This is a genomic window from Pseudonocardia sp. HH130630-07, from assembly GCF_001698125.1.
GTDB lineage: Bacteria > Actinomycetota > Actinomycetes > Mycobacteriales > Pseudonocardiaceae > Pseudonocardia.
In genome coordinates this window covers 3,284,580-3,304,311 of sequence record NZ_CP013854.1, presented here as the reverse complement: position 1 = coordinate 3,304,311, position 19,732 = coordinate 3,284,580, and the positions used below count along the sequence as shown (strand labels likewise).

General features: G+C 74.4%; 21 protein-coding genes, 1 pseudogene and 1 riboswitch. Of the genes and pseudogenes, 11 read left to right on the top strand and 11 right to left on the bottom strand.

Going from position 1 to position 19,732, the window contains the following annotated elements; all coding sequences use genetic code 11:
• Positions 1–36: 36 nt before the first annotated feature.
• The 3 genes from AFB00_RS16060 to AFB00_RS16050 form a co-directional block, all read right to left on the bottom strand.
• Entirely contained in the window at positions 37–984 is a 948-nt protein-coding gene (locus AFB00_RS16060; RefSeq protein WP_068797915.1) for a hypothetical protein, read from the bottom strand.
• 399 nt (positions 985–1,383) lie between these two features.
• Positions 1,384–1,905, bottom strand: a complete 522-nt coding sequence (purE, locus tag AFB00_RS16055; protein WP_068797914.1) for a 5-(carboxyamino)imidazole ribonucleotide mutase — start codon at positions 1,903–1,905, stop codon at positions 1,384–1,386.
• Positions 1,905–3,095 carry a 5-(carboxyamino)imidazole ribonucleotide synthase gene (locus tag AFB00_RS16050; protein ID WP_083276057.1) on the bottom strand — a complete coding sequence of 397 codons (1,191 nt, stop codon included), beginning with the start codon at positions 3,093–3,095 and terminating at the stop codon, positions 1,905–1,907. The genes purE and AFB00_RS16050 overlap by 1 nt, the downstream gene beginning before the upstream one ends.
• 88 nt (positions 3,096–3,183) lie before the next feature.
• Here AFB00_RS16050 and AFB00_RS16045 point away from each other — a divergent pair, with 88 nt between their 5' ends.
• From AFB00_RS16045 to AFB00_RS16030, 5 genes and pseudogenes are all read left to right on the top strand, one after another.
• The gene (locus AFB00_RS16045; protein WP_068797913.1) at positions 3,184–3,693 is read left to right on the top strand and encodes a GtrA family protein; all 510 of its coding nucleotides are present in this window, start codon (positions 3,184–3,186) and stop codon (positions 3,691–3,693) included.
• A gap of 84 nt (positions 3,694–3,777) precedes the next feature.
• Positions 3,778–4,650: pseudogene (locus AFB00_RS36235) on the top strand (serine hydrolase domain-containing protein); the annotation flags it as partial.
• Between the two features lie 91 nt (positions 4,651–4,741).
• Complete coding sequence (locus tag AFB00_RS34900) at positions 4,742–5,731, top strand: hypothetical protein (RefSeq protein ID WP_231973953.1); 990 nt, start codon at positions 4,742–4,744, stop codon at positions 5,729–5,731.
• Between the two features lie 23 nt (positions 5,732–5,754).
• Positions 5,755–7,005 (top strand): sensor histidine kinase, encoded by a 1,251-nt coding sequence (locus AFB00_RS34895; RefSeq protein WP_068797912.1) that lies wholly within the window; start codon positions 5,755–5,757, stop codon positions 7,003–7,005.
• A complete protein-coding gene (locus AFB00_RS16030; RefSeq protein ID WP_068797911.1) occupies positions 7,002–7,628 on the top strand; it encodes a response regulator transcription factor in 627 nt (208 codons plus the stop codon). Before AFB00_RS34895 ends, AFB00_RS16030 begins: the two co-directional genes overlap by 4 nt.
• Before the next feature lie 193 nt (positions 7,629–7,821).
• On the opposite strand, the gene AFB00_RS16025 is transcribed toward AFB00_RS16030, so the two are convergent.
• On the bottom strand, positions 7,822–8,085 hold the full coding sequence (locus AFB00_RS16025; RefSeq protein ID WP_068797910.1) for a hypothetical protein: 264 nt from the start codon (positions 8,083–8,085) through the stop codon (positions 7,822–7,824).
• Positions 8,086–8,316: 231 nt separating this feature from the next.
• Here AFB00_RS16025 and AFB00_RS16020 point away from each other — a divergent pair, with 231 nt between their 5' ends.
• Both AFB00_RS16020 and AFB00_RS16015 read left to right on the top strand, forming a co-directional pair.
• Positions 8,317–9,195, top strand: coding sequence for a helix-turn-helix domain-containing protein (locus AFB00_RS16020; protein ID WP_068797909.1), 879 nt, complete (start codon positions 8,317–8,319; stop codon positions 9,193–9,195).
• A gap of 2 nt (positions 9,196–9,197) precedes the next feature.
• The gene (locus AFB00_RS16015; protein WP_068797908.1) at positions 9,198–9,410 is read left to right on the top strand and encodes a DUF397 domain-containing protein; all 213 of its coding nucleotides are present in this window, start codon (positions 9,198–9,200) and stop codon (positions 9,408–9,410) included.
• Between the two features lie 20 nt (positions 9,411–9,430).
• Here AFB00_RS16015 and AFB00_RS16010 read toward each other — a convergent pair whose 3' ends face one another.
• Genes AFB00_RS16010 through AFB00_RS16000 form a run of 3 tightly spaced genes read right to left on the bottom strand, consistent with a single transcriptional unit; the run spans position 9,431 to position 12,131 of the window.
• Positions 9,431–10,168 (bottom strand): hypothetical protein, encoded by a 738-nt coding sequence (locus AFB00_RS16010; protein ID WP_068797907.1) that lies wholly within the window; start codon positions 10,166–10,168, stop codon positions 9,431–9,433.
• A 32-nt stretch (positions 10,169–10,200) separates the two neighbouring features.
• The gene (locus AFB00_RS16005; RefSeq protein WP_068797906.1) at positions 10,201–11,475 is read right to left on the bottom strand and encodes an ATP-binding protein; all 1,275 of its coding nucleotides are present in this window, start codon (positions 11,473–11,475) and stop codon (positions 10,201–10,203) included.
• Positions 11,475–12,131: a response regulator transcription factor gene (locus tag AFB00_RS16000; RefSeq protein ID WP_068800360.1), complete on the bottom strand. Its 657-nt coding sequence runs from the start codon at positions 12,129–12,131 to the stop codon at positions 11,475–11,477. The genes AFB00_RS16005 and AFB00_RS16000 overlap by 1 nt, the downstream gene beginning before the upstream one ends.
• A 65-nt stretch (positions 12,132–12,196) precedes the next feature.
• Between AFB00_RS16000 and AFB00_RS15995 the strand changes: the two genes are divergently transcribed.
• Entirely contained in the window at positions 12,197–13,003 is an 807-nt protein-coding gene (locus tag AFB00_RS15995; RefSeq protein WP_083275561.1) for an inositol monophosphatase family protein, read from the top strand.
• Entirely contained in the window at positions 12,996–13,448 is a 453-nt protein-coding gene (locus tag AFB00_RS15990) for a MaoC family dehydratase (protein ID WP_156819560.1), read from the top strand. Before AFB00_RS15995 ends, AFB00_RS15990 begins: the two co-directional genes overlap by 8 nt.
• A 320-nt stretch (positions 13,449–13,768) precedes the next feature.
• On the opposite strand, the gene AFB00_RS15985 is transcribed toward AFB00_RS15990, so the two are convergent.
• Positions 13,769–14,866 carry an AAA family ATPase gene (locus AFB00_RS15985; protein WP_068797905.1) on the bottom strand — a complete coding sequence of 366 codons (1,098 nt, stop codon included), beginning with the start codon at positions 14,864–14,866 and terminating at the stop codon, positions 13,769–13,771.
• Between the two features lie 58 nt (positions 14,867–14,924).
• Positions 14,925–15,012, top strand: a riboswitch (ZMP/ZTP riboswitch).
• Between the two features lie 20 nt (positions 15,013–15,032).
• On the opposite strand from AFB00_RS15985, the gene AFB00_RS15980 reads away from it, so the two are divergent.
• Both AFB00_RS15980 and AFB00_RS15975 read left to right on the top strand, forming a co-directional pair.
• Positions 15,033–16,472: a glycine hydroxymethyltransferase gene (locus AFB00_RS15980; protein WP_068797904.1), complete on the top strand. Its 1,440-nt coding sequence runs from the start codon at positions 15,033–15,035 to the stop codon at positions 16,470–16,472.
• A gap of 122 nt (positions 16,473–16,594) precedes the next feature.
• Positions 16,595–17,002 carry a RidA family protein gene (locus tag AFB00_RS15975; protein ID WP_068797903.1) on the top strand — a complete coding sequence of 136 codons (408 nt, stop codon included), beginning with the start codon at positions 16,595–16,597 and terminating at the stop codon, positions 17,000–17,002.
• A 145-nt stretch (positions 17,003–17,147) separates the two neighbouring features.
• On the opposite strand, the gene AFB00_RS15970 is transcribed toward AFB00_RS15975, so the two are convergent.
• The 3 genes from AFB00_RS15970 to AFB00_RS15960 all read right to left on the bottom strand — a co-directional run bounded on the left by AFB00_RS15970 (position 17,148) and on the right by AFB00_RS15960 (position 19,648).
• Positions 17,148–18,086, bottom strand: a complete 939-nt coding sequence (locus tag AFB00_RS15970; RefSeq protein WP_068797902.1) for a hydroxymethylglutaryl-CoA lyase — start codon at positions 18,084–18,086, stop codon at positions 17,148–17,150.
• Positions 18,083–18,709 carry a PH domain-containing protein gene (locus AFB00_RS15965; RefSeq protein WP_068797901.1) on the bottom strand — a complete coding sequence of 209 codons (627 nt, stop codon included), beginning with the start codon at positions 18,707–18,709 and terminating at the stop codon, positions 18,083–18,085. The genes AFB00_RS15970 and AFB00_RS15965 overlap by 4 nt, the downstream gene beginning before the upstream one ends.
• A gap of 69 nt (positions 18,710–18,778) precedes the next feature.
• The gene (locus tag AFB00_RS15960) at positions 18,779–19,648 is read right to left on the bottom strand and encodes a biotin--[acetyl-CoA-carboxylase] ligase (RefSeq protein ID WP_068797900.1); all 870 of its coding nucleotides are present in this window, start codon (positions 19,646–19,648) and stop codon (positions 18,779–18,781) included.
• Between the last annotated feature and the right edge of the window lie 84 nt (positions 19,649–19,732).

The following is a 19,732-nucleotide window of genomic DNA, read 5'->3' as shown; positions in this document are numbered from 1 at the left end:
CCGCTCGGGCGTCCGGCGGCTCCGGACCCGGCCGGGTCAGGGCGCGGGCACCCGTCCGGTGTGGCTGCGCGCGCCGGACAGCACCAGCCAGGCCCATCCCACGCAGACCGCCGCGAGGAGACCGGCGGCCGTCCCGGTCAGCTCGTCCGGCGCGACCAGCGACTGCCCCCGGACCGCCTGCCAGGTCGTGATCGCGAAGACCCCGGTGACGCCGAGCACCGCGACCCCGGTGAGCCGGGCCCGCACCGCGGGGTCCCGCAGGCGGTCGACCCGCCGGGCCAGCACCGCCAGCACCAGCACGACCAGGACCAGCACCTGGATCGCGTGCAGCCCGACGAAGTGCGGGACCCGCAGGTCACCACCGGTCGTGCTCCAGTTCGTGAGCGGCATCCCGGACCCGTCCGGGTTCCCGACGCCGCGCGCCCCGGCCAGCGGCACCGGCCGCCCGTAGGCGTCGGTCACGGTCCGCTCCGGCCCGGAACCGGCGATCCCGAACGCGACGAGTATCCCGGCCGTCGCGAGGAGCAGCCCGGCGCGCAGGGCCCGGGTCAGGGCGGCGTCGCCGACCCGCTGGAACAGCAGCAGCACCGAGATCAGCAGGCTGACGCCGAACAGCCCCAGCACCCCGGAGGTGAAGATCTGCTGCCCGATCGCGTTCACCGGGTCGGAGGCGGTGTTGAAGTGGCTGTGCGTGCCGCGCGCCGCCTGCAGGGCGATGAACCCGACGTCGACGAGCCCGGTCACCGCGAACGCCGTCCCCAGCCACCACATCGTGCGCCGCGCCCGGGGCAGCATCGGGAGCAGCGCGGCGAGCGTCAGGCCGTAGACGGCGAACGAGACGCCGAACTTCAACGGCTTCGCCCAGACCGAGGCGCCGGCCAGCATCCGGTGGTCGACGACGGTGCCGACCACCGCGACGACGACCAGCCCCGCCATCGCGGCGGACATCACGAACAGCGGTCGGTGCCAGGTGATCTCGCGCATGGTGTCCCCCTCGACGGGCCGGTGCGGCCACTGCGTCGAGCGTCGCGAGTCGTGTCCGCCGCCACACCGGGGCGGGCACCCGGACCGCGGTGGGGCACGCCGGTCGGGGATCCCCTAGGGGGCGTCCGGCCCCGGACATGCGTGATCCCCGGGCCGCACCGGTGTGCGCACGCCGGACCTGAGTGGCCCGGACCCGGGGATCACGGGTGACCGTCTGGAATTCGCCGGCACCACACCGGCTTCCACGACCGTCTCGCCGGACGGGTTCTCCCCGCCGACGCAGAACGTGGTGCTAGCTGACGGCCACCTCACGTGTCCAATAGCTCATCTGCTGGACCACCTCCTCTCCCGTGTACCGACACCGTACGCACGTGATCGGCGACGGCGCCACGGGAAATTTCAGGCCCCGTTCTCGCCCCGCGCGGTCGCCCGCAGGGCCGCGTCCTTGTCCAGCACCGTCCGTTCCAGACCGGCCTGGTAGGCCACCATCGCGGCCCGCAGCGACTCGTCGCCGGCGCCGAGGATCCGCACGGCGAGCAGGCCGGCGTTGCGGGCGTTGCCCACGGCGACGGTCGCGACCGGCACCCCGGCCGGCATCTGCACGATCGACAGCAGCGAGTCCAGGCCGTCGAGGTACTTCAACGGCACCGGGACGCCGATCACCGGCAGCGGCGTCGCGGCGGCGACCATCCCGGGCAGGTGCGCGGCACCCCCGGCACCGGCGACGATCGCCTGGAGCCCGCGGTCGGCGGCCGAGGCCGCGTAGTCGAGCATCCGCTGCGGGGTGCGGTGCGCGGAGTAGACGCCCACCTCCCACCCCACGCCGAACTCGTCCAGCGCGGCGCCCGCGGCGCTCATCACCGGCCAGTCGGAGTCGCTGCCCATGACCACACCCACCCGGGGTGTGCTCGCGTCGGCCATCAGGAGTCCTCCCGGGGGTCGCGGTCTGCGGGGCCGTGGGCCGACCAGCCGTCGGTCCACGTCGCGGTGGCGAGCCAGGTCGCGGCCAGCTCGGCGCGCTCGCGCACGGCCGGCTCGTCGGAACCCAGCACGGTCACGTGCCCGATCTTGCGGGCCGGGCGGCCGTCCTTGGCGTAGAGGTGCACGTGCGCGTCGGGGAAGCGGGCGAAGCAGTGGTGCAGCCGCTCGTCCATCGACATGGCGGGTTCCTCGGCGGCGCCGAGCACGTTCGCCATGACGGCGACCGGCGCGACCGGCGCCGTCGAGCCCAGCGGGTAGTCGAGCACCGCCCGCAGGTGCTGGGCGAACTGCGAGGTCACCGAGCCCTCGATGGTCCAGTGCCCCGAGTTGTGCGGGCGCATCGCCAGCTCGTTGACGACGACCCCGCCGTCGGCGGTCTCGAACAGCTCGACCGTCATCAGGCCGGTCACACCGAGCTCCTCGGCGATCCGGATCGCGAGGCCCTGGATCCGGGCGGCCGCGTCGGCGTCCAGGCCGGGGGCGGGCGCCGTCACCCGGGCGCACTGGCCGTCGACCTGCAGGGTCTCCACCACGGGCCAGGCGGCGGCCTGGCCGAACGGGGACCGCGCGACGCTCGCCGCCAGCTCCCGGACCATCGGCACCGCGGACTCGACCATGAGCGGCGTCCCGGCGGCGAGCAGGTCCGCGACGAGCGCACCGGTCTCCGGGCCGCCGTCGCGCAGGAACCACACCCCGCGGCCGTCGTAGCCGCCGCGGACCGCCTTGAGCACGACCGGCCAGCCCTGCGCCGCGCCGAACTCCGCGACCTGCTCCGGGCCCGTGATCCCGGTGAACGCGGGTACCGGCAGCCCGAGCGCGGCGAGCCGGCGGCGCATCACCAGCTTGTCCTGGGCGTGCACCAGCGCCTCGGGCGACGGGCGCAGCGGCACCCCGGCCGCGGCCAGCGGGGCCAGCACCTCCTGCGGCACGCCCTCGTGGTCGAACGTCACCGCGGAGCAGCCGGTGGCGAGCTCACGGAGCGCACCGCCGTCGTCCGGGTCGCCGAGGACGACGTCCGGCGTCACGCGGGCCGCCGGATCCGTCCGGGCCGCGGCCAGTACGCGCAGCGTCTGCCCCATCGCGACCCCGGCCTGCGCCGTCATCCTGGCGAGCTGGCCGCCACCGACCATGCCGACGACGGGCAGCCCGGTCGCCGTCGCCTCAGTCGCCTCAACCCTGTCCACAGGACGGAGAGCCTAATCTGGCACGATCGACGGAGTGACGGTGGTGGAGGCGACGCTGAGGCGAATCCCCCAGCCGTACCGTGACAAGGCCATCAAGCACCGGGAACTGATCAAGTTCCTGATGGTGGGCGGCACCACGTGGATCATCGACACCGCGGTGTTCCTGCTGCTGAAGACCCTGGTGCTGGACAGCAAGCCGGTCACCGCCAAGGTCGTCGCGGTACTGGTGGCGACGATCGTGTCCTACGTGCTCAACCGCGAGTGGTCGTTCCGGACCAGGGGCGGCCGGGAGCGCCACCACGAGGCGCTGCTGTTCTTCGTGATCAGCGGGATCGGGGTCGGGGTCTACTCCGCCCCGCTGTGGGTCTCGCGCTACGTCTTCGAGCTGCAGGAACCGCTCGTCTCGCTGGTGACCCAGGAGTTCGCGGACTTCGTCGCCGGGCAGATCGTCGGCACCCTGGTGGGCATGGCGTTCCGCTGGTGGGCGTTCCGCCGGTTCGTCTGGCCGGACCAGTTCGTGCGCCGCCAGACCCCACCCGCGTAGCGCCCGTCCTCCTCCGGAGGTCGGAGACCGGAGTGCGGTCGCAGGCCCGATGTGCCCGGCGGCCGGGGCGGACAGGCTCGTGGCATGAGGATTCCCCGCCCGGCACGGCTGCTCGCCGTCGCCCTCTGCGCGGTGGCGCTCCCGGTGCTGGCCGGCTGTGCGGGTGCCGTACCCGTCACCCCGGCCGAGCCGCCGCCGGCCACCACCGCCCCGCTCACCCCCGCCGACGTCGGGGCCTGGCTGGACGGCATGGTCCCGGCCGCCCTGGACCGGACGCAGATCCCCGGCGCCGCGGTCGCGGTCGTCCGCGACGGGGAGGTGGTCGCGGCCCGCGGGTACGGGGTCGCGGACGCCGGCGGCCGGCCGGTCGACCCGGCGGACACCCTGTTCCGGCTCGGGTCGATCTCCAAGGTCGCGACCGCCGTCGCCGTCCTGCAGCAGGTGGAGCAGGGACGGATCGACCTCGACGCCGACGTCCGGCGGTACCTGGACTTCCCGCTCCCGCTGCGGTTCGAGCAGCCGGTGACCGTGCGGCACCTGCTCAGCCACACCGCCGGGTTCGAGGAGCGGATCCGCGGGCTGATCGTGCTGGACGAGCAGCCGGGGACGCTGCACGACGCCGTGGCCGCCGACCCGCCGGAGCAGGTCTTCGCGCCCGGCACCACCCCGGCCTACTCCAACTACGGGTACTCGCTGGCCGGGTACGTCGTCGAGCGGGTCACCGGCCTGCCCTTCGAGCAGTACGTCCGGGAGTCGGTGCTGGACCGGGCGGGGATGACGTCGTCGACGTTCGCGCAGCCGCTGCCGCCCCCGCTGGCCGGCCGGGTGGCGGACGGTTTCGCCGTCGCCGGGACCCCGCCGGTCGGGTTCGAGGGCTTCCTCGACCAGCCGGCCGGGGCGCTCACCGCGCCGGTGACCGACGTGGCCCGGCTGGCGTCGTCGCTGCTCGGGACGGGGACACCGCTGCTGGCGCCGGAGACGCTCGCGCTGATGCAGCCGCCCGGCCCTGGACGCGGACAGCCTGGGCGGGCTCGCCGAGGGGCCGCGGATGGCACTCGGCCTGTTCGACGAGAGCCGGGGTGGCCGGACGATGCTGGGGCACGGCGGGGACACCGCCGCGTTCCACGCCCTCATGCAGATCCACCCGGGCGAGCGGATCGGCGTCGTCGTCGCGATGAACGGCAACGGCAACGACGGCCTGGCCAGCTCGCAGCTCCGCAACGCCGTGCTCGACGGGTTCACCGACCGGTACGTGCCGGGCCCGGAGCGGGCCGCACCGCAGGAGCCCGCACCGGGTGCGGAGGAGCGGGTCGCCGCCGCCGCGGGCCGCTACGAGAGCGCGCGGGCCTCGTTCAGCACGTTCGTCGGTGCGGCGAACCTCCTCGGCCAGGTCACGGTGACCCCCGGCCCGGACGGCACGCTGATCTCCTCGCCGGGGGTCGGGCGGGCCGGGCCCACCGCGTACCGGGAGATCCGGCCGTGGGTGTGGCAGGAGATCGGTGGCGAGCAGGTGCTGGCGGCACGCCACGACGGCGACCGGGTCACCGCGATCGGCGCCGAGTCCGCGTTCACGCTGCTGCGGGCCGCCCCGCTCCGGGACGCCGCGATCGTGCTGCCGGTGCTGGTCGGCGCGCTCGTCGCGCTGGTCGCCGGGCTGGCCGCCTGGCCGGTCGGGGCACTCGCCCGGCGGCGCTACGGGGTCGCAGCGGCGGGCACCGGTCGCGCGGACCGGGCGGCGATCGGGCTCACCCGGCTCGCCACGGGGTGCGCCGTGCTGGCCGCCGCGGCCTGGAGCGCGACGGTGCTCGCCGTCATGGGCCTCGCCGATCCGCCCCGCCCACTGCTGTACGCGGTCCTGGCCGCGCAGTGGGTCGCGACCGGCGGGGTGCTCGCCGCCGCCGTCGCGCTGGTCACCGGGTTCCGGGCGGGGGTCGGCCGCGCGCGCCTGGCCGGGCGGGTGCTGATGCTGCTGGGTCTCGTCGGTGTCGCCTGGGTGGCGCTGGCGTTCGGGCTGCTCTCGCCCGACCTGGGCTACTGACCACCCCTACGATCGGCGGCGCCATGACCACACACCCGTTCTCCGCGCGGTTCGACCGCGTGCTGACGGCGTGCGGGCTGACCGGACCGCTCCGCCGCGACGTCGCACTCGCCGTCGTGCTGGCCGCCGTCACGGCGGCGCTGATCCGGACGGTCACCGAGGCGCTGCCGGTGACCGTCGGGGCGACCGCGACCGCGCTGGCGGTGCTCCAGTCGCTGCTGCTGGCCGTGCGCCGGATCGCCCCGGCCACTTGCCTGCTGCTGGTCGCGGCGGTGCAGACGGCGCTGCCGCTGCTGCTGCCGTCGGACCTGACGGTGCGCGGCATCGCGACGGCGATCGCCGCCTACACCTGCGCGACGCTGCTGCCCGTCCGCCGGGTCGCGGTGCTCGTCGCCGCGGCCGGCGTCGCGGAGATCGCCGGGGTGCTGGCCGCCATGACGATCGCGGGCAGCTGGCCGGTGGTCGTCCTGCTGAGCGACGTGGTGTCCGCGGCGGTGGCGCTCGTCGGCGGCGCGCTCGTCGGCGGGTCGGTCGCGACCCGGCGCCGCTACGCCGAGCTGGTCCGGGTCCGGGCCGCCGAGGTGGTCGCCGCCCAGCAGAGCCGGGCCGACGCCGCCGTCCGGCGGGAGCGCACCCGGATGGCCCGCGAGCTGCACGACATCGCCGCGCACCACCTCTCCGGGATGGTCGTGCAGGCCGGGGTGGTCGAGCAGCTCGTCGAGCGGGACCCGGCGACGGCCCGGCGGACCGCGGCGGAGCTGCGCGCCCAGGGCCGGCGCACGCTGCGCGACCTGCGGACGGTCGTCGGGACGCTGCGCGAGCCCGGCCCGGGCGACGGCCCCGAGACGGACGCCCCGGTGCCCGGCCTCGCCGATCTGGACCGGCTCGTGGAGCGGGCCGCGGCGCTCGGGGCGCCGGTCGTCCTCCAGCGGCACGGGCCACCGGCCGAACCGGCGCCGATCGCCGACGTCACCTGCCACCGGGTCGTCCAGGAGGCGCTGGCCAACGCCCGCGAGCACGCGCCGGGCGCGCCGGTGCGGGTCGTCGTGACCTCGACCGCCGCCCACGTGACGGTCGAGATCCGCAACGGTCCCGCCCTGGCGCCACGACCCGACGGCACCGCCGACGGCGACCGCGGCTTCGGCCTGGTCGGGATGCGCGAGCGCGCACACCTGGTCGGCGCCGAGTTCTCGGCCGGTCCGGCCGCCGACGGCGGCTGGGAGGTCCGGCTGGTGGTACCGCTGGAACCGGGGACGGAAGGGGATCCGACGTGATCAGGGTGGTGCTGGCCGACGACCAGTCGGTCGTCCGGGCCGGGTTCCGGGTGTTCCTGGAGCTGGCCGGGGACATCGAGGTGGTCGGCGAGGCGGTGGACGGGCCCGGCGCGGTGCGGCTGGCCCGCGAGCTGGCGCCGGACGTGGTCTGCATGGACGTCCGGATGCCCGGCGGCAACGGCCTCGCCGCGACCCGGGAGATCGTCGCCGGGCCGGCGCCGGTGCCCGCCGTGCTCGTCGTGACCACGTTCGACCTCGACGAGTACGTCTTCGGCGCGCTGGAGGCCGGGGCGGGCGGCTTCGTCCTCAAGGACACCGGACCGGACGACCTGGTGCACGCCGTCCGCCGGCTGGCCGACGGGCACGGGCTGGTCGACCACGCCGTCACCCGGCGGGTGATCGCGGAGTTCGCCCGCCGCCGTCCCGCGCCCGAGGACCTCCCGGCGGTACCGGTCACCCCGCTGACCCCGCGGGAGTCGGAGATCGTGCGCCTGCTGGCCCGGGGGATGTCCAACGCCGAGATCGCCGAGACGCTGACCGTGGAACTGAGCACGGTCAAATCGCACCTGGGCCGGGCGATGTCGAAGATCGGCGCCCGGGACCGGGTACAGACCGTGGTGTAGGCCTACCGCAGCGGCGTGGCGAACCTCCCACCCCCCGCCCCCTGACGCCCGCCCCCGCCCACCCCGTGACCCACTCATGGAGCTTCAGCCCGGCGTCACGAGGCTGAAGCTCCATGAGTGCTGTCCGGTTCGGGACGCACGGGACGCACGGGGCGGACGTGGTGTTCGGGGCGTCGCACCGGCGCCGATGTACTCATGGAGCTTCGGCCTCGTGCGGGCAGGCTGAAGCTCCATGAGTGGAACCGGGCGGCGGGGTGGTGTGCCCGAAATGGGCTTTCGCCTCGGCGAAGATCGTGAGGAGGCGGTCCACCATCTGCTCGGTGACGGCCAGGCTCAGCGAGCCGGTGCGTGATCCGAACTCCAGGTGGAGCTCGTCGTCGTGCAGCTCCGGGCGGAGGGAACACGAGGCGTCCAGGTCGACCAACGAGCTGAGCGCTATCCCCTGCTGGGTGAGCATGTCCGGCGTCCTTCCATGTCGTCGTGTCGCGACGCCCGCGTCCCCGACCGAACGGAGCGGAACACCTAGACTTCGTCGAGGCACGCACGTCGCTAAGAGGAAAGTTCCCCGAAGCATAGGGAGAAGTTTCCTCTTGGTCACTCCTTCGATCGGGTGGCCGGCGCCGTCGCACGTTGACACGCCGGGCGACCGGGTTCCTGGTGGTGCGTGCACGCGGAGGAAGGACACCGGATGGGCGCGCGGCAGACGATGGAGCGTCGACAGCTCGGCCTGGCGCTCCGGCGTCACCGGGTGCTCCGGAGCATGTCCCAGGCCGAGGTGGGCGCACTCGTCGAGCAGAGCGACTCGCGGATCAGCAAGGTCGAGGACGGCACCGCGACGCTGAGCCCCGAGCAGCTCGCGACGGTGCTGGACCATCTCGGCGTCCACGGGACCGAGCGCACCACGATCCTGGAACTCGGCGTGCGCGCCCGGAAGCGGCAGCGGCGCGGGGAGCGGGAGAGCCATCCCTACACCGACACGCTGCCCGGCTCCTTCCAGCGCATCGCGGATCTGGAGGCCGACGCCGCCGCGATCTTCTGCTACGAGCCCGGGGTCATCCCCGGAACACTCCAGTCACCGGGATACATCCGCGCAGTCATGCAGTCGTGCGACGGGATCTTCTGGACGTCATCGGACTCCGAGATCGAGAACCGGATCACCTTCCGGCGGGAACGCCAGATCAAGACCCTCGAAGCGGCGGCGCCGAAGGACCTGCAGTTCGTCTTCACCGACAGCGCCCTCGACCTCGACGGGGACGACTCGGGGGTGCTCCGCGACCAGCTGGAACACCTCCTCTACCTGCACCGCCAGTACCCGAACATCACCATGCAGGTGGTCCGGGCGGGTGGCCTGCGCAATCCCGCGCCCAACGGCGGGATCACGGTGCTCGACTTCGGCGGCTCGGCACCGAACGTGGCGTTCGCACCCATCGTGTACGGGCCGTCCACCTACTTCGACGCCGAGCACGACACGGCGGCGCTGTTGCGTGCGTTCAGGAAAGTGCAGGAACTCGCCCGCGACCCCACGGGCACGATCGAACTCGTCCGCCGGAAGCTACAGGAGACCTGACCATGCCGACCCACACCACCGACACCGGCTGGTTCAAGAGCAGCCGCAGCAACGGAGGCGGCGACCAGTGCGTCGAATGCCGCATCATCGACGGTGTCGGCGTCCTCGTCCGCGACTCCAAGAACCGCGACGCCGCCACCCTCCGATTCACCCCGGACGAGTGGTCGGCCTTCCTGCACGGCGCCAAGGCGGGCGAGTTCGACCTCCCCGGCTGACCCACCGGTGGGACTCGCGCTCACCGGGCCCGGACGGGCATCGCCGTCAGGCTCGCCGACGCCGGGAGGCGGAGCCACGCCGTGGACTCGGCGTCCCAGCCCGACAGCTGCGCGACACCGTAGGGGGTCGCGACCCGGACGTTCTGGGCCCGCGCGAGCCCGGCGGCACTGAGCGTCACGGCGGTGACATCGTGGCGCAGCGCCGCCCAGTCGATGCCCACGGTGTCCCGGGTCACCCGGCGCGGGTGACGCCGCACCAGCTCGGCGTAGTCGTCGACGTCCCGGATGGTCCACACCTCGTCGTCCGGGCCCAGGGCGAAGTCGAAGCGCATCAGCGGCCTGTCGTGCTGGGAGAACTCGCCGGCCTCGAGCCTCTCCCACGCGCTCCGGAGACCGGGCAGGAAAGACGACGTCCAGAAGGCCCCCTCCGGCTTGTCGACCGCCGCCCAGGATCCGCTCGGGTTCGACACGCGCACGGGACGCAGCTCGGTGGGTTCGGAGAACTTCGACTGCGGCGACCGCAGAGATGCACCGGCGAGCCACCCCGAGCCGAGCCGCCGGTCCACCAGCTCTGCGACATCCGAGAGTTCGGGGTCGGCGCGCTCGGTGAAGTTCTCGACCGAGTGCTGGTGTGCGGCAGCGAAGATGATGTCGTCGTACAACTCGTCGTCCGGCTGCGTCGACGGGTCCAGGTCGAAGTCCTTCAGGGAGTCGGCGACCTGGAGCAGCACCGGCCCCCAGACCCTGTCGTTCGGCATCGCCGCTCCCGTCCCGAACCCCGGCCGCCGGTTCAGCGGGGCCCGGACCGGTCGGCCGCCGGGGCGGTCGCGGCGACGTCGTCGGTGCGCGCGGCGGGCAGGTAGAGCCGGAACACCGGCGGCCGGGCCCGGTACAGCTCCAGGCGGCCGCCGTCGGCCTCGATCAGCGTCCGGGCCAGCGCCAGCCCGAGACCGGTGGACGACTGGGCGGAGATCCCGCGGTCGAACACGTGCGGCACCAGGTCCTCCGGGACCCCCGGCCCGGTGTCGGATACCTCGACCTGCAACGCGTTGTCCCCGGTCCGCGCGGCGATCGTCACGGTGCCCTCGCCGTGCTGCAGGGCGTTGTCCACCAGCGCGCCGACGGCCTCGCGCAGCCGGGCGGCGGTGACCCGGGCGAGCATCCCGTCGGGGATCCGGACCCGCAGCGTCCGACCGGCCGCCGTCAGGGGCTCGCGCCACTCCCCCGCGACGTCGGCGAGCGCCTCCGCGAGATCGACCGGCTCGGCCCCCACCGCCCGCGCGGCACGGGCGGACTGCAGCAGGTCGTCGAGCACGGCGGTGAGCCGCTCGGTCTGTTCGAGCGCGGCCAGCGCCTCGCGGCGGGCGTCCGGGTCCGGGTGGGTGGACAGCTCGTCGAGCCGCAGCTGCAGGGCGGTGATCCGGCTGCGCAGCTGGTGCGACACGTCCCCGACGAGCGACCGCTCGCGCTGCAGCAGCTGCGACAGCGCACTCGCCGAGGAGTCGAGCACCTCCGAGACCCGGTCCAGCTCGGCGATGTCGTAGCGGGCCGGTGCGCGGCGGAAGTCCCCGGCGCCGAGCCGCGCCGCCCGGGCCGCGAGCTCACGCAGCGGGTCCGACAGCCGGCTGGCCGTGTAGATGGCGACCCCGGCGCCCACCGTCACCGAGAACCCCACCAGCAGCACGACGACGAGCACCACCTGCGTCTGCTGCGACCGCATGACGGCGGTCGGCTGGGCCAGCTCGATCGATCCGCCGGGCCCGAACGGCAGCTGCTCGCTGACCGGGTCCTCGACGGTCGCCGCCCCGTACCCGACCGGCGGCGCGTCCGGGGTCAGCACGGTGACCCGGCTGTTCGGCGGGATCGCCGCCTCCACCAGCCCCCTGGTCTGCGGGCCCGTCCCGGAGTCCTCCAGGGTGTCGGTCACCTGCTCGAGGCGCTGGGTCAGCTCGGCCCGGGTGAAGTCCTCGACGAGCTGCCAGGTCGCCAGCGCCAGCGGACCGCCGAGGAACAGGGCCGTGACCGCCACCGTCAGCAGCGTCGAGAGCAGGATGCGCCGGCGCATCAGTCGTGGTTGTAGCGGAACCCGACGCCGCGGACGGTGGCGATCCGCTTCTCGCCGCCGATCTTGCGCCGCAGCCAGGACATGTGCATGTCCAGCGTCTTCGACGACTTCATGTCGGCGTCGCCCCACACCGCGTGCAGGATCTCCTCGCGGGTGACCACCTGCCCGGCGTGCGTCATCAGCACCCGCAGCAGCTCGAACTCCTTGTTGGCCAGGGTGATCTCCGCGCCGTCGAGCAGCACCCGGCGCCCGGACAGCTCCATCCGCAGCCCACCGACGTCGACGACGTCGGTGGTCCGGCGGCGCAGCAGCGCCCGCACCCTGGCGAGCAGCTCGGCGAGCCGGAACGGCTTGGAGACGTAGTCGTCGGCGCCGGCGTCGAGCCCGACGACGAAGTCGACCTCGTCGGTCCGCGCGGTCAGCATCAGCACCGGCAGGTCGGCCTGCGTCGCCCGGACCCGCCGGCACACCTCCAGGCCGTCCATGCCCGGCAGCCCGAGGTCGAGGACGAGCAGGTCCACCTGCTCGGAGGTGACGCGCTCCAGCGCGCCGACGCCGTCGCCGACGACCTCCACGTCGTATCCCTCGCGTTGCAGCGCACGGGACAGCGGCTCGGCGATCGCCGCATCGTCCTCGGCCAGCACCACGGTCGTCATCGGCACCAGCATAGGACGCCGGGCGCCGGGCGCCGTCCGGGAGCGGGCTGGCATGCTCGGCCACCGTGCGCCCCGACCAGAACCCGGTGGCCGGCGCGGGGGACCTCGACCTCGCGCTGCGGCTCGCCGACCTCGCCGACGCGATCACCCTGCCCCGCTTCCGGGCCGCCGACCTGCGGGTGAGCCGCAAGCCGGACCGCACCCCGGTGACCGACGCCGACACCGCCGCCGAGGACGCCGTCCGCGCAGCGCTGGGCCACGAGCGTCCGCGGGACGCGATCCTCGGCGAGGAGCGGGGCGGCTCGGCGGGCGCCGGGCGGGTCTGGGTGATCGACCCGATCGACAGCACCAAGAACTTCTCCCGCGGCGTCCCGGCCTGGGCGACGCTGATCGCGCTCGTCGTCGACGACGTCCCGGCGGTCGGGGTGGTGAGCGCCCCGGCCCTGCACCGCCGCTGGTGGGGCTCGGCCGGAGCCGGTTCGTGGGCGCGCGACCTGCCGTCCGGGACGCCGCGGCGGATCGCCGTGTCCGGCGTCGCGGACCTGGACGACGCCTACGTCTCGACCACCGACACCGACGTCTTCCGCACCGAGGGCGACCGGCGCGACGGCTGGCTCGCCCTCACCGAGGCGTGCTGGGAGTCCCGCGCGTTCGGCGACTTCTGGCACCACGTGCTCGTCGCGGAGGGCGTGATCGACGTCGCGGTCGAGCCGGCCGCGAACCCGTGGGACCTGGCCGCGCCGGCCGTCGTCGTGCGGGAGGCCGGTGGGCGGTTGACCGATCTCGCCGGAGCGCCCACCCACTCCGGTGGCAACGGCCTGACCAGCAACGGCCTGCTGCACGACCGGGTGCTGGAGATCTTCGGTGGCTGAGCTCGCCTACGAGGACATGGCCCCGGGCGCGGTGTTCGACCTCGGCACCACGGTGGTCGACCACGACGAGATGCTGGCCTTCGCCCGGCGCTTCGACCCGCAGCCGTTCCACGTCGACCCGGAGGCGGCGAAGGCCTCGGTGTTCGGCGCGCTCGCCGCGTCCGGCTGGTTCACCGCCGGGCTGTGGATGCGCGCCTACACCGACAACGTCCTGAGCCGCTCGACCGCGCTCGGCTCGCCCGGCGGCGACGAGATCGCCTGGCCGGCGCCGGTGTTCGCGGGCGACGAGCTGCGCGGGACGATGGAGGTCGTCGACGCGCGGGTGTCGCGCAGCCGCCCCGGGCTGGGCCTGGTCACCCTGCGCGGGACGATGACCCGCACCACCGACGACACCCTGGTCTACCGGTCCCGGTTTATCAGCATGTTCGGGCTGCGCAACGCCTGACCCCGCCGTGCGACGGCCGGGCGATCGCCGCATCCGGTTCCCGGGGGCGCACCGGATCTCGGGAGTCGTACGTCTCCCGGCCTCGTCCGGGGCCGTCGACCTCCTGCGGGGAGCGGTGCTCCTCCCGGTGTGGCGTTCCGCGGAACGGTCCGGCGTCTGCGCAGTGATGCGTCGGCGGGTGCGGGGCCCTCTGGCCTCGTCCTCGGCGCTCCGTCAGGGCGTCGAAGTCCATGCCGGAATGCTCGGCGGCGCTGCGTCCTCGCTGGTCAGGAAGTGCTGTCCCCGCGCCTGCGGGGGTGGTCCGCGGGCTGATCCCGCGCTCACCGAGGCTGCGCGGACAACGACGCCACGATGGCTTCCGCGACCTGCGCAGGGTCCCGACCCGTGGTGTCCACGACCTCGGCACCCGACGGCCGCGCACACCCGCTCTCCCGCACCGCCGCGGCGATCGCGTCGGCCAGCGCCCGGCCGGTGAGCCCGAGTCGGCGGTCACCCGCAACGGGCGGACCGCCACCCCCGGCCCGCGACGTGACGCGTTCGGCGAGCGCATCGGGGGACGCGTGCAGCCAGAACAGCCGTACCTGCTCCGCACCCCGGACGACGCCGAGCCGGCGCACCGTAGGAACGTCCCCGCCGACCACGACGGTCCGGGCACCGCCCCGGACGAGACCTCCCGCGACCGCGCGGACGTTCCGGGCGCGCAGCCCAGCGAGCCGGTCATCGCCGACGCTGGTCCCGAGGAAACGGAGCTGATGCGCATCGAGGTACCCCACCGGCTCGCCGGCCCGTGCCAGGCGGGCGACGACCTGGTAGCCGATGGTCGACACCCCGGCACCACCCGGTCCGGTGACCAGGACGACCCGTCGCGGAACCGCGGTCGCGCCGTGCACCGGACGGGTGCCGTGGTGCCCGGAGGCGATCTCCAGGTGTGCGAGTGCCGGACCCGTGATCCGCGCTGCGACCTCCGCCGGGGTCAGGCCGGTCGTGTCCAGCCGCAGATCGGCCACCGCGGGATCGATCCGCGCGGCGTGGGCCACGGCGTCGTCGGCGAGATGGACCAGCCACCCGCGACGTCGTATCCGCTCCCGGACGGCGTCGTCGTCCGCCTCCAGCCACACCGCCAGCACGCGTTCGCGGGGTACGCCCGGCAGCAGTCGGGACAGATGGTCGCGGTCGTCGGCGAGCCCGGCGACGACCAGCACGCGGGCGCCCTGCGCGCGGTACCCGTCGCTCAGGGCGGGCATCGAGGAGGCGATCAGCTCGGTCTCCGAGGCGGCCACACCGCGGGCGAGCCGGAGCTGGTCGGCGTCCACGAACGCGGCCGTGACCCCACGCGCAGCCAGCTCGGACAGCATCCGGTACCCCGCGGTGGACTTCCCCACCCCCGAGGTCCCGAGCACCCAGACGACGGGCAGCACGCGGCGACCGTACCGCCGCCGCAGCGACCCGGCCGGCCGATATCGGTCTGCTAGCGTTCACGCAGGTCGTGACTGGCGCATACAGATGGACAACCATCGGGGAGCGACCTCACCGAGCACGTGTGCCGCGCGCCTGGGCCTTCTCCGCCGTCGTACAGGAGGCCCGGTGCCCTCGTCCCATCCCCAGTCCGTCGCCGTCAACGCCGCGCTCGAGGTCATCGGTGACGTCGAACCACGGATCGCCACCGCCATCGCGGCCGAGCTGACCGACCAGCGCGCGTCGCTCAAGCTCATCGCCAGCGAGAACTACGCCTCGCCCGCCGTCCTGCTCGCCATGGGCAACTGGCTCAGCGACAAGTACGCCGAGGGCACCGTCGGCCACCGCTTCTACGCCGGCTGCCGCAACGTCGACACGGTCGAGGGCATCGCGGCCGAGCACGCCAGGGCGCTGTTCGGGGCCGAGCACGCCTACGTCCAGCCGCACTCCGGCATCGACGCCAACCTGGTCGCCTTCTGGGCGGTGCTGGCCCAGCGGGTCGAGGCGCCGGCGCTGACCGGCGTCGGCGTCCGGCACGTCGACAAGCTCGGCGACGAGGACTGGCAGGCGCTGCGCCACGAGCTGGGCAACCAGCGGATGCTCGGGATGTCGCTGGACGCCGGCGGCCACCTCACCCACGGCGCCCGCTCGAACATCTCCGGCAAGCTGTTCGACCTCTACAGCTACGGCACCGACCCGGCGACCGGGCTGATCGACTACGACGCGCTGCGGCGCACCGCGCACGAGGTCGAGCCGCTGATCATCCTCGGCGGGTACTCGGCGTACCCGCGCAAGGTCGACTTCCGCGTCCTGCGGGAGATCGCCGACGAGGTCGGCGCCACCCTCATGGTCGACATGGCGCACTTCGCCGGCCTAGTCGCGAGCGGCCAGTTCAGCGGTGACTTCGATCCGGTGCGGCACGCGCACATCGTCACCACCACCACGCACAAGTCCCTGCGCGGCCCGCGCGGCGGGATGGTCCTGTGCGACGCCGAGCTGGCGCCCTATGTCGACCGGGGCTGCCCGATGGTGCTCGGGGGCCCGATGCCGCACGTCATGGCGGCCAAGGCGGTCGCGCTCGCCGAGGCCCGGCGCCCGGAGTTCCGCGACTACGGGGCCCGGGTGCTGGCGAACGCGGCCGCGATCGCCGAGGGACTCAGCCGGCGCGGCGCGACGCTGGTCACCGGCGGGACCGACAACCATCTCGTCCTGATCGACGTGGGCGGGTACGGGCTGACCGGGCGGCAGGCCGAGCAGGCGTTGCTGGACGCCGGCATCGTCACCAACCGCAACTCGATCCCGTCGGACCCCAACGGCCCCTGGTACACCTCGGGCATCCGGATCGGCACCCCGGCGCTCACCACCCGCGGGCTGACGACCGACGACATGGACCGCATCGCCGAGCTCATCCACACCGTGCTGGACGCCACCGAGCCGGGCACCGCCGACGACGGCACGCGCTCGCCCGCCCGCTACCGGCTCGACCCGGCACTCGCCGAGAAGGTGGCGACGCAGGCGGGCGAGCTGCTCGCCGGGTACCCCCTCTACCCGGACGTCGTCCTCGGCTGACGCCGGGCTCCCGGCACCCCGCTGCACGGCTGCGGGGTGCCGGGACTCGTCGGACGACGCAGCTCCCCATAACATTGCATTGCTTTGTTATGCTTTGGTCTCCCGACGAGAGGAGTACGGCCATGACCGTCACGCTGGTACACCCCGAGCGCGTCAACCGGGTCGACGTCCACCACCAGGTCGCCGACACCCGCGGCACGCGCACCGTCTACCTGGCCGGGCAGGTCTCCTGGGACACCGAGGGCAACCTCGTGGGACCGGGCGACGTCGCCGCGCAGGCCGAGCAGGCGTACCTGAACATCGCCGCGGCGCTCGACGCGGTCGGGGCCACGGCGGCCGACCTGGCCAAGGTCACCGTGTACATCGTGGACCTCGACGAGGCGAAGGCGGAGCAGTTCGTCGTCGGGCGCGAGCGGGCGGCCGCGACGCTGGGCGTGCAGCTCCAGCAGCCGAGCACCTGGATCGGGGTCACCGCCCTGGCTGCCCCGGGCTACCTGGTCGAGGTCGACGCCACCGCCGTACTGCCCTGACCACCGGGCCCGCAGGCCGGCGACCGTCGCCCCGGCTCACCGGCGCAGCACCGGTCCGGCGGGTTCGCACGAGGCCCGGAGTCGTGCGAACCCGCAGACGAGGTGCGGAGCCACCTCCGAGGTGATCCGGGTTCCGGAACGAGCGTCACGGGCCTTCCGGGGTGAGCGCGGTGACCACCCGCGACGGCGACGGCCGCCCCAGGTGCCCGGCCATCCATCCGCTGGTGGCGACCAGTGCCCGCAGGTCCACGCCGTGCGCGATGCCGAGCCCGTCGAGCATCCACACCAGGTCCTCGGTCGCCAGGTTGCCGGTGGCCGATCCGGCGTACGGGCAGCCGCCGAGCCCACCGGCGCTGGCGTCGACCGTCGTCACACCCCGGCGCAGCGCGGCCAGCGTGTTGGCGAGCGCCTGGCCGTAGGTGTCGTGGAAGTGCACCGCGACCCGGTCGACGCCGACGCCGCGCCCGGCGCAGGCGTCCAGGACCGCGCCGACGTGCGCCGGCGTCGCCACCCCGATCGTGTCGCCGAGCGAGAGCTCCTCGCACCCCATCTCCATCAGCCGCGCCCCGACGGCGGCCGCCTGCGCCGGGTCGACGCCGCCCTCCCACGGGTCGCCGAACACCATCGACACGTACGCCCGCACCCGCAGCCCCTCCCGCACGGCGCGGGTGACGGTCGGTTCGAACATCGCGAACTGCTCGTCGAGGCCGCGGTTGAGGTTGCGCTGCGCGAACGTCTCGGTGGCCGAGGCGAACACGGCGACGTGGTCGCAGCCGGCCGCGATCGCCCGGTCCAGGCCGCGCTCGTTCGGCGTGAGCACCGGGTAGTCGAGGCCGTCCCGGCGCTCCAGCACGTCGAGCAGCTCGGCGGCGTCGGCGAGCTGGGGCACCCACTTCGGGTGCACGAAGCTCGTGGCCTCCAGCGTGCGCAGGCCGGCGTCGGCCAGCCGGTCGAGGAACTCCGCCTTCACCGCGACGGGGACGACGGCCTTCTCGTTCTGCAGGCCGTCCCGCGGGCCGACCTCGTAGATCTCGACGCGCTCCGGGAGACCGGGATCGCGCACCGTCACCGGCAGGCTGGTCATGACGCTGTCCTCTCCGGCACGGCCCGCGGTTCCTCCGTGCTCCGTCGCTGCGGTGATCGCCCCATCCTCTCCCGGACCGCGGCGTCGGCGTGCTCCCGCAGCGCTGTGTGCTGCCTCTCCACCCCGGCGCTGTGCCGGGCGTCGGCCAGCCGGCCGATCTGGCGGTGCAGCCGGGCCTGGACCCGCTCGACCGCCGGGACGTCGGTGAACCGCAGCTGCCGGCCGGCCACGTCGAGCAGCAGGACGCCGTAGCCGAGCAGCCGGCCGGGCCCCGTCGTCCGGACCCGGACGGCGTCGATCCGGTCCATCGGGACGTCCAGGCCGTCCCGGCGCAGGACGCCGTCGCGCACGAGGAACCGCCGGTCGGTCAGGACGAGGTGCGAACACCGCCAGCGGGCGATCGGGAGCACGGTCCACCGCACCGCGGCCGGCACGGCGAGCGCACCGATCAGCGCCCAGGCGTACGGCGCCCACGGCTGCAGCCGCACGACCGCGCCCGCGAACCCGGCCATGGCCGCGACCAGCAGCAACGCAGCGGCCGGGCGCAGGCAGAGCCGCCAGTGCGGGCGCCCGGCCAGCACGACGCGCTCGTCGTCGTCGAGCGCGTCGGCCGGGAACGCCATGGGCCCCACGGTAGGCCCGCCGGGGCCGGTGCGGCCGTCACGACGCGCGGGGAGAAACCCTGGTCAGCGCTACGAGTGATCGGCAGCGCGCAGATGGACGATGTCACCGGCCGCCACCGCGACGCGCTGTCCGCCGTCCGAGTGCACCAGCAGCCTGCCCTGCGGGTCGACGTCCTCGGCCATCCCGACCAGCGACTCGCCGCCGGGCTTCTCCACCCGCACCCGGGCGCCGAGGCTGGCGCACCGCGACCGGTAGGCACTGCGCAGCCCGCTGGCGTCGGCGTCGCCGCCGCTCTCGCGCCAGTCGGCCTCCCACCGGTGCAGGTGGGTGAGCAGGGCGACCGCCACCTCGGCGCGGGACGCCGTGAGCCCGTGTGCGGACAGCGACGTCGCGCCCCACGGCAGCTCGGGGGACGGCGTCGACACGTTCAGCCCGATCCCGAGCACGATGCCGGGACCACCACCGGACAATGCTGTCATCTCGGCGAGAATTCCGGCGGCCTTGCCCAGCGACGGGCCCGCGAGCAGGTCGTTCGGCCACTTCAGGGCCACCGGCAGCTCCGGGGACAGCTCCCGGATGGCGTCGACGAGCGCCACCCCGGCGAGCATCGGCACCCAGCCGAGCCGGTCGGCCGGGACGCCCTCGGGCCGCCACAGCACCGACATGGTGAGCGCGGCGCCCGGCCGCGAGGTCCACGTCCGGTCCAGCCGGCCCCGGCCACGGACCTGTTCCTCGGCGATCAGCACCGAGCGGTCGGGGGCGCCGCGGCCCGCCTCGGCGAGCAGGTCGGCGTTGGTCGAGCCGGTCGAGGCGACCACGTCGACCGCCGCCCAGCCGCCGGCCGGGCGCAGCACCGCCGTGCGGAGGGAGTAGACGTCGAACGGCTCGTCCGCACGGTGGTCGCGCCGGCCCGGATCGGAATCGGTCCCGCTGGTCATCACGGCGAACCGTAACGGGCGCCGACCACGGACCGGTCCGCAACCCGGATGCGGATCGGTAACGACTCGCCGGTAACCGGATCG

Bases quoted from the DNA above. Each gene is read 5' to 3' on its own strand.
- AFB00_RS16060 (WP_068797915.1), bottom strand. From the start codon at position 984: ATGCGCGAGATCACCTGGCACCGACCGCTGTTCGTGATGTCCGCCGCG.
- purE (WP_068797914.1), bottom strand. From the start codon at position 1,905: ATGGCCGACGCGAGCACACCCCGGGTGGGTGTGGTCATGGGCAGCGAC.
- AFB00_RS16050 (WP_083276057.1), bottom strand. From the start codon at position 3,095: ATGGTCGGTGGCGGCCAGCTCGCCAGGATGACGGCGCAGGCCGGGGTC.
- AFB00_RS34900 (WP_231973953.1), top strand. From the start codon at position 4,742: ATGGCACTCGGCCTGTTCGACGAGAGCCGGGGTGGCCGGACGATGCTG.
- AFB00_RS34895 (WP_068797912.1), top strand. From the start codon at position 5,755: ATGACCACACACCCGTTCTCCGCGCGGTTCGACCGCGTGCTGACGGCG.
- AFB00_RS16025 (WP_068797910.1), bottom strand. From the start codon at position 8,085: ATGCTCACCCAGCAGGGGATAGCGCTCAGCTCGTTGGTCGACCTGGAC.
- AFB00_RS16020 (WP_068797909.1), top strand. From the start codon at position 8,317: ATGGGCGCGCGGCAGACGATGGAGCGTCGACAGCTCGGCCTGGCGCTC.
- AFB00_RS16015 (WP_068797908.1), top strand. From the start codon at position 9,198: ATGCCGACCCACACCACCGACACCGGCTGGTTCAAGAGCAGCCGCAGC.
- AFB00_RS16010 (WP_068797907.1), bottom strand. From the start codon at position 10,168: ATGCCGAACGACAGGGTCTGGGGGCCGGTGCTGCTCCAGGTCGCCGAC.
- AFB00_RS16005 (WP_068797906.1), bottom strand. From the start codon at position 11,475: ATGCGCCGGCGCATCCTGCTCTCGACGCTGCTGACGGTGGCGGTCACG.
- AFB00_RS16000 (WP_068800360.1), bottom strand. From the start codon at position 12,131: ATGACGACCGTGGTGCTGGCCGAGGACGATGCGGCGATCGCCGAGCCG.
- AFB00_RS15975 (WP_068797903.1), top strand. From the start codon at position 16,595: ATGACCGTCACGCTGGTACACCCCGAGCGCGTCAACCGGGTCGACGTC.
- AFB00_RS15970 (WP_068797902.1), bottom strand. From the start codon at position 18,086: ATGACCAGCCTGCCGGTGACGGTGCGCGATCCCGGTCTCCCGGAGCGC.
- AFB00_RS15965 (WP_068797901.1), bottom strand. From the start codon at position 18,709: ATGGCGTTCCCGGCCGACGCGCTCGACGACGACGAGCGCGTCGTGCTG.
- AFB00_RS15960 (WP_068797900.1), bottom strand. From the start codon at position 19,648: ATGACCAGCGGGACCGATTCCGATCCGGGCCGGCGCGACCACCGTGCG.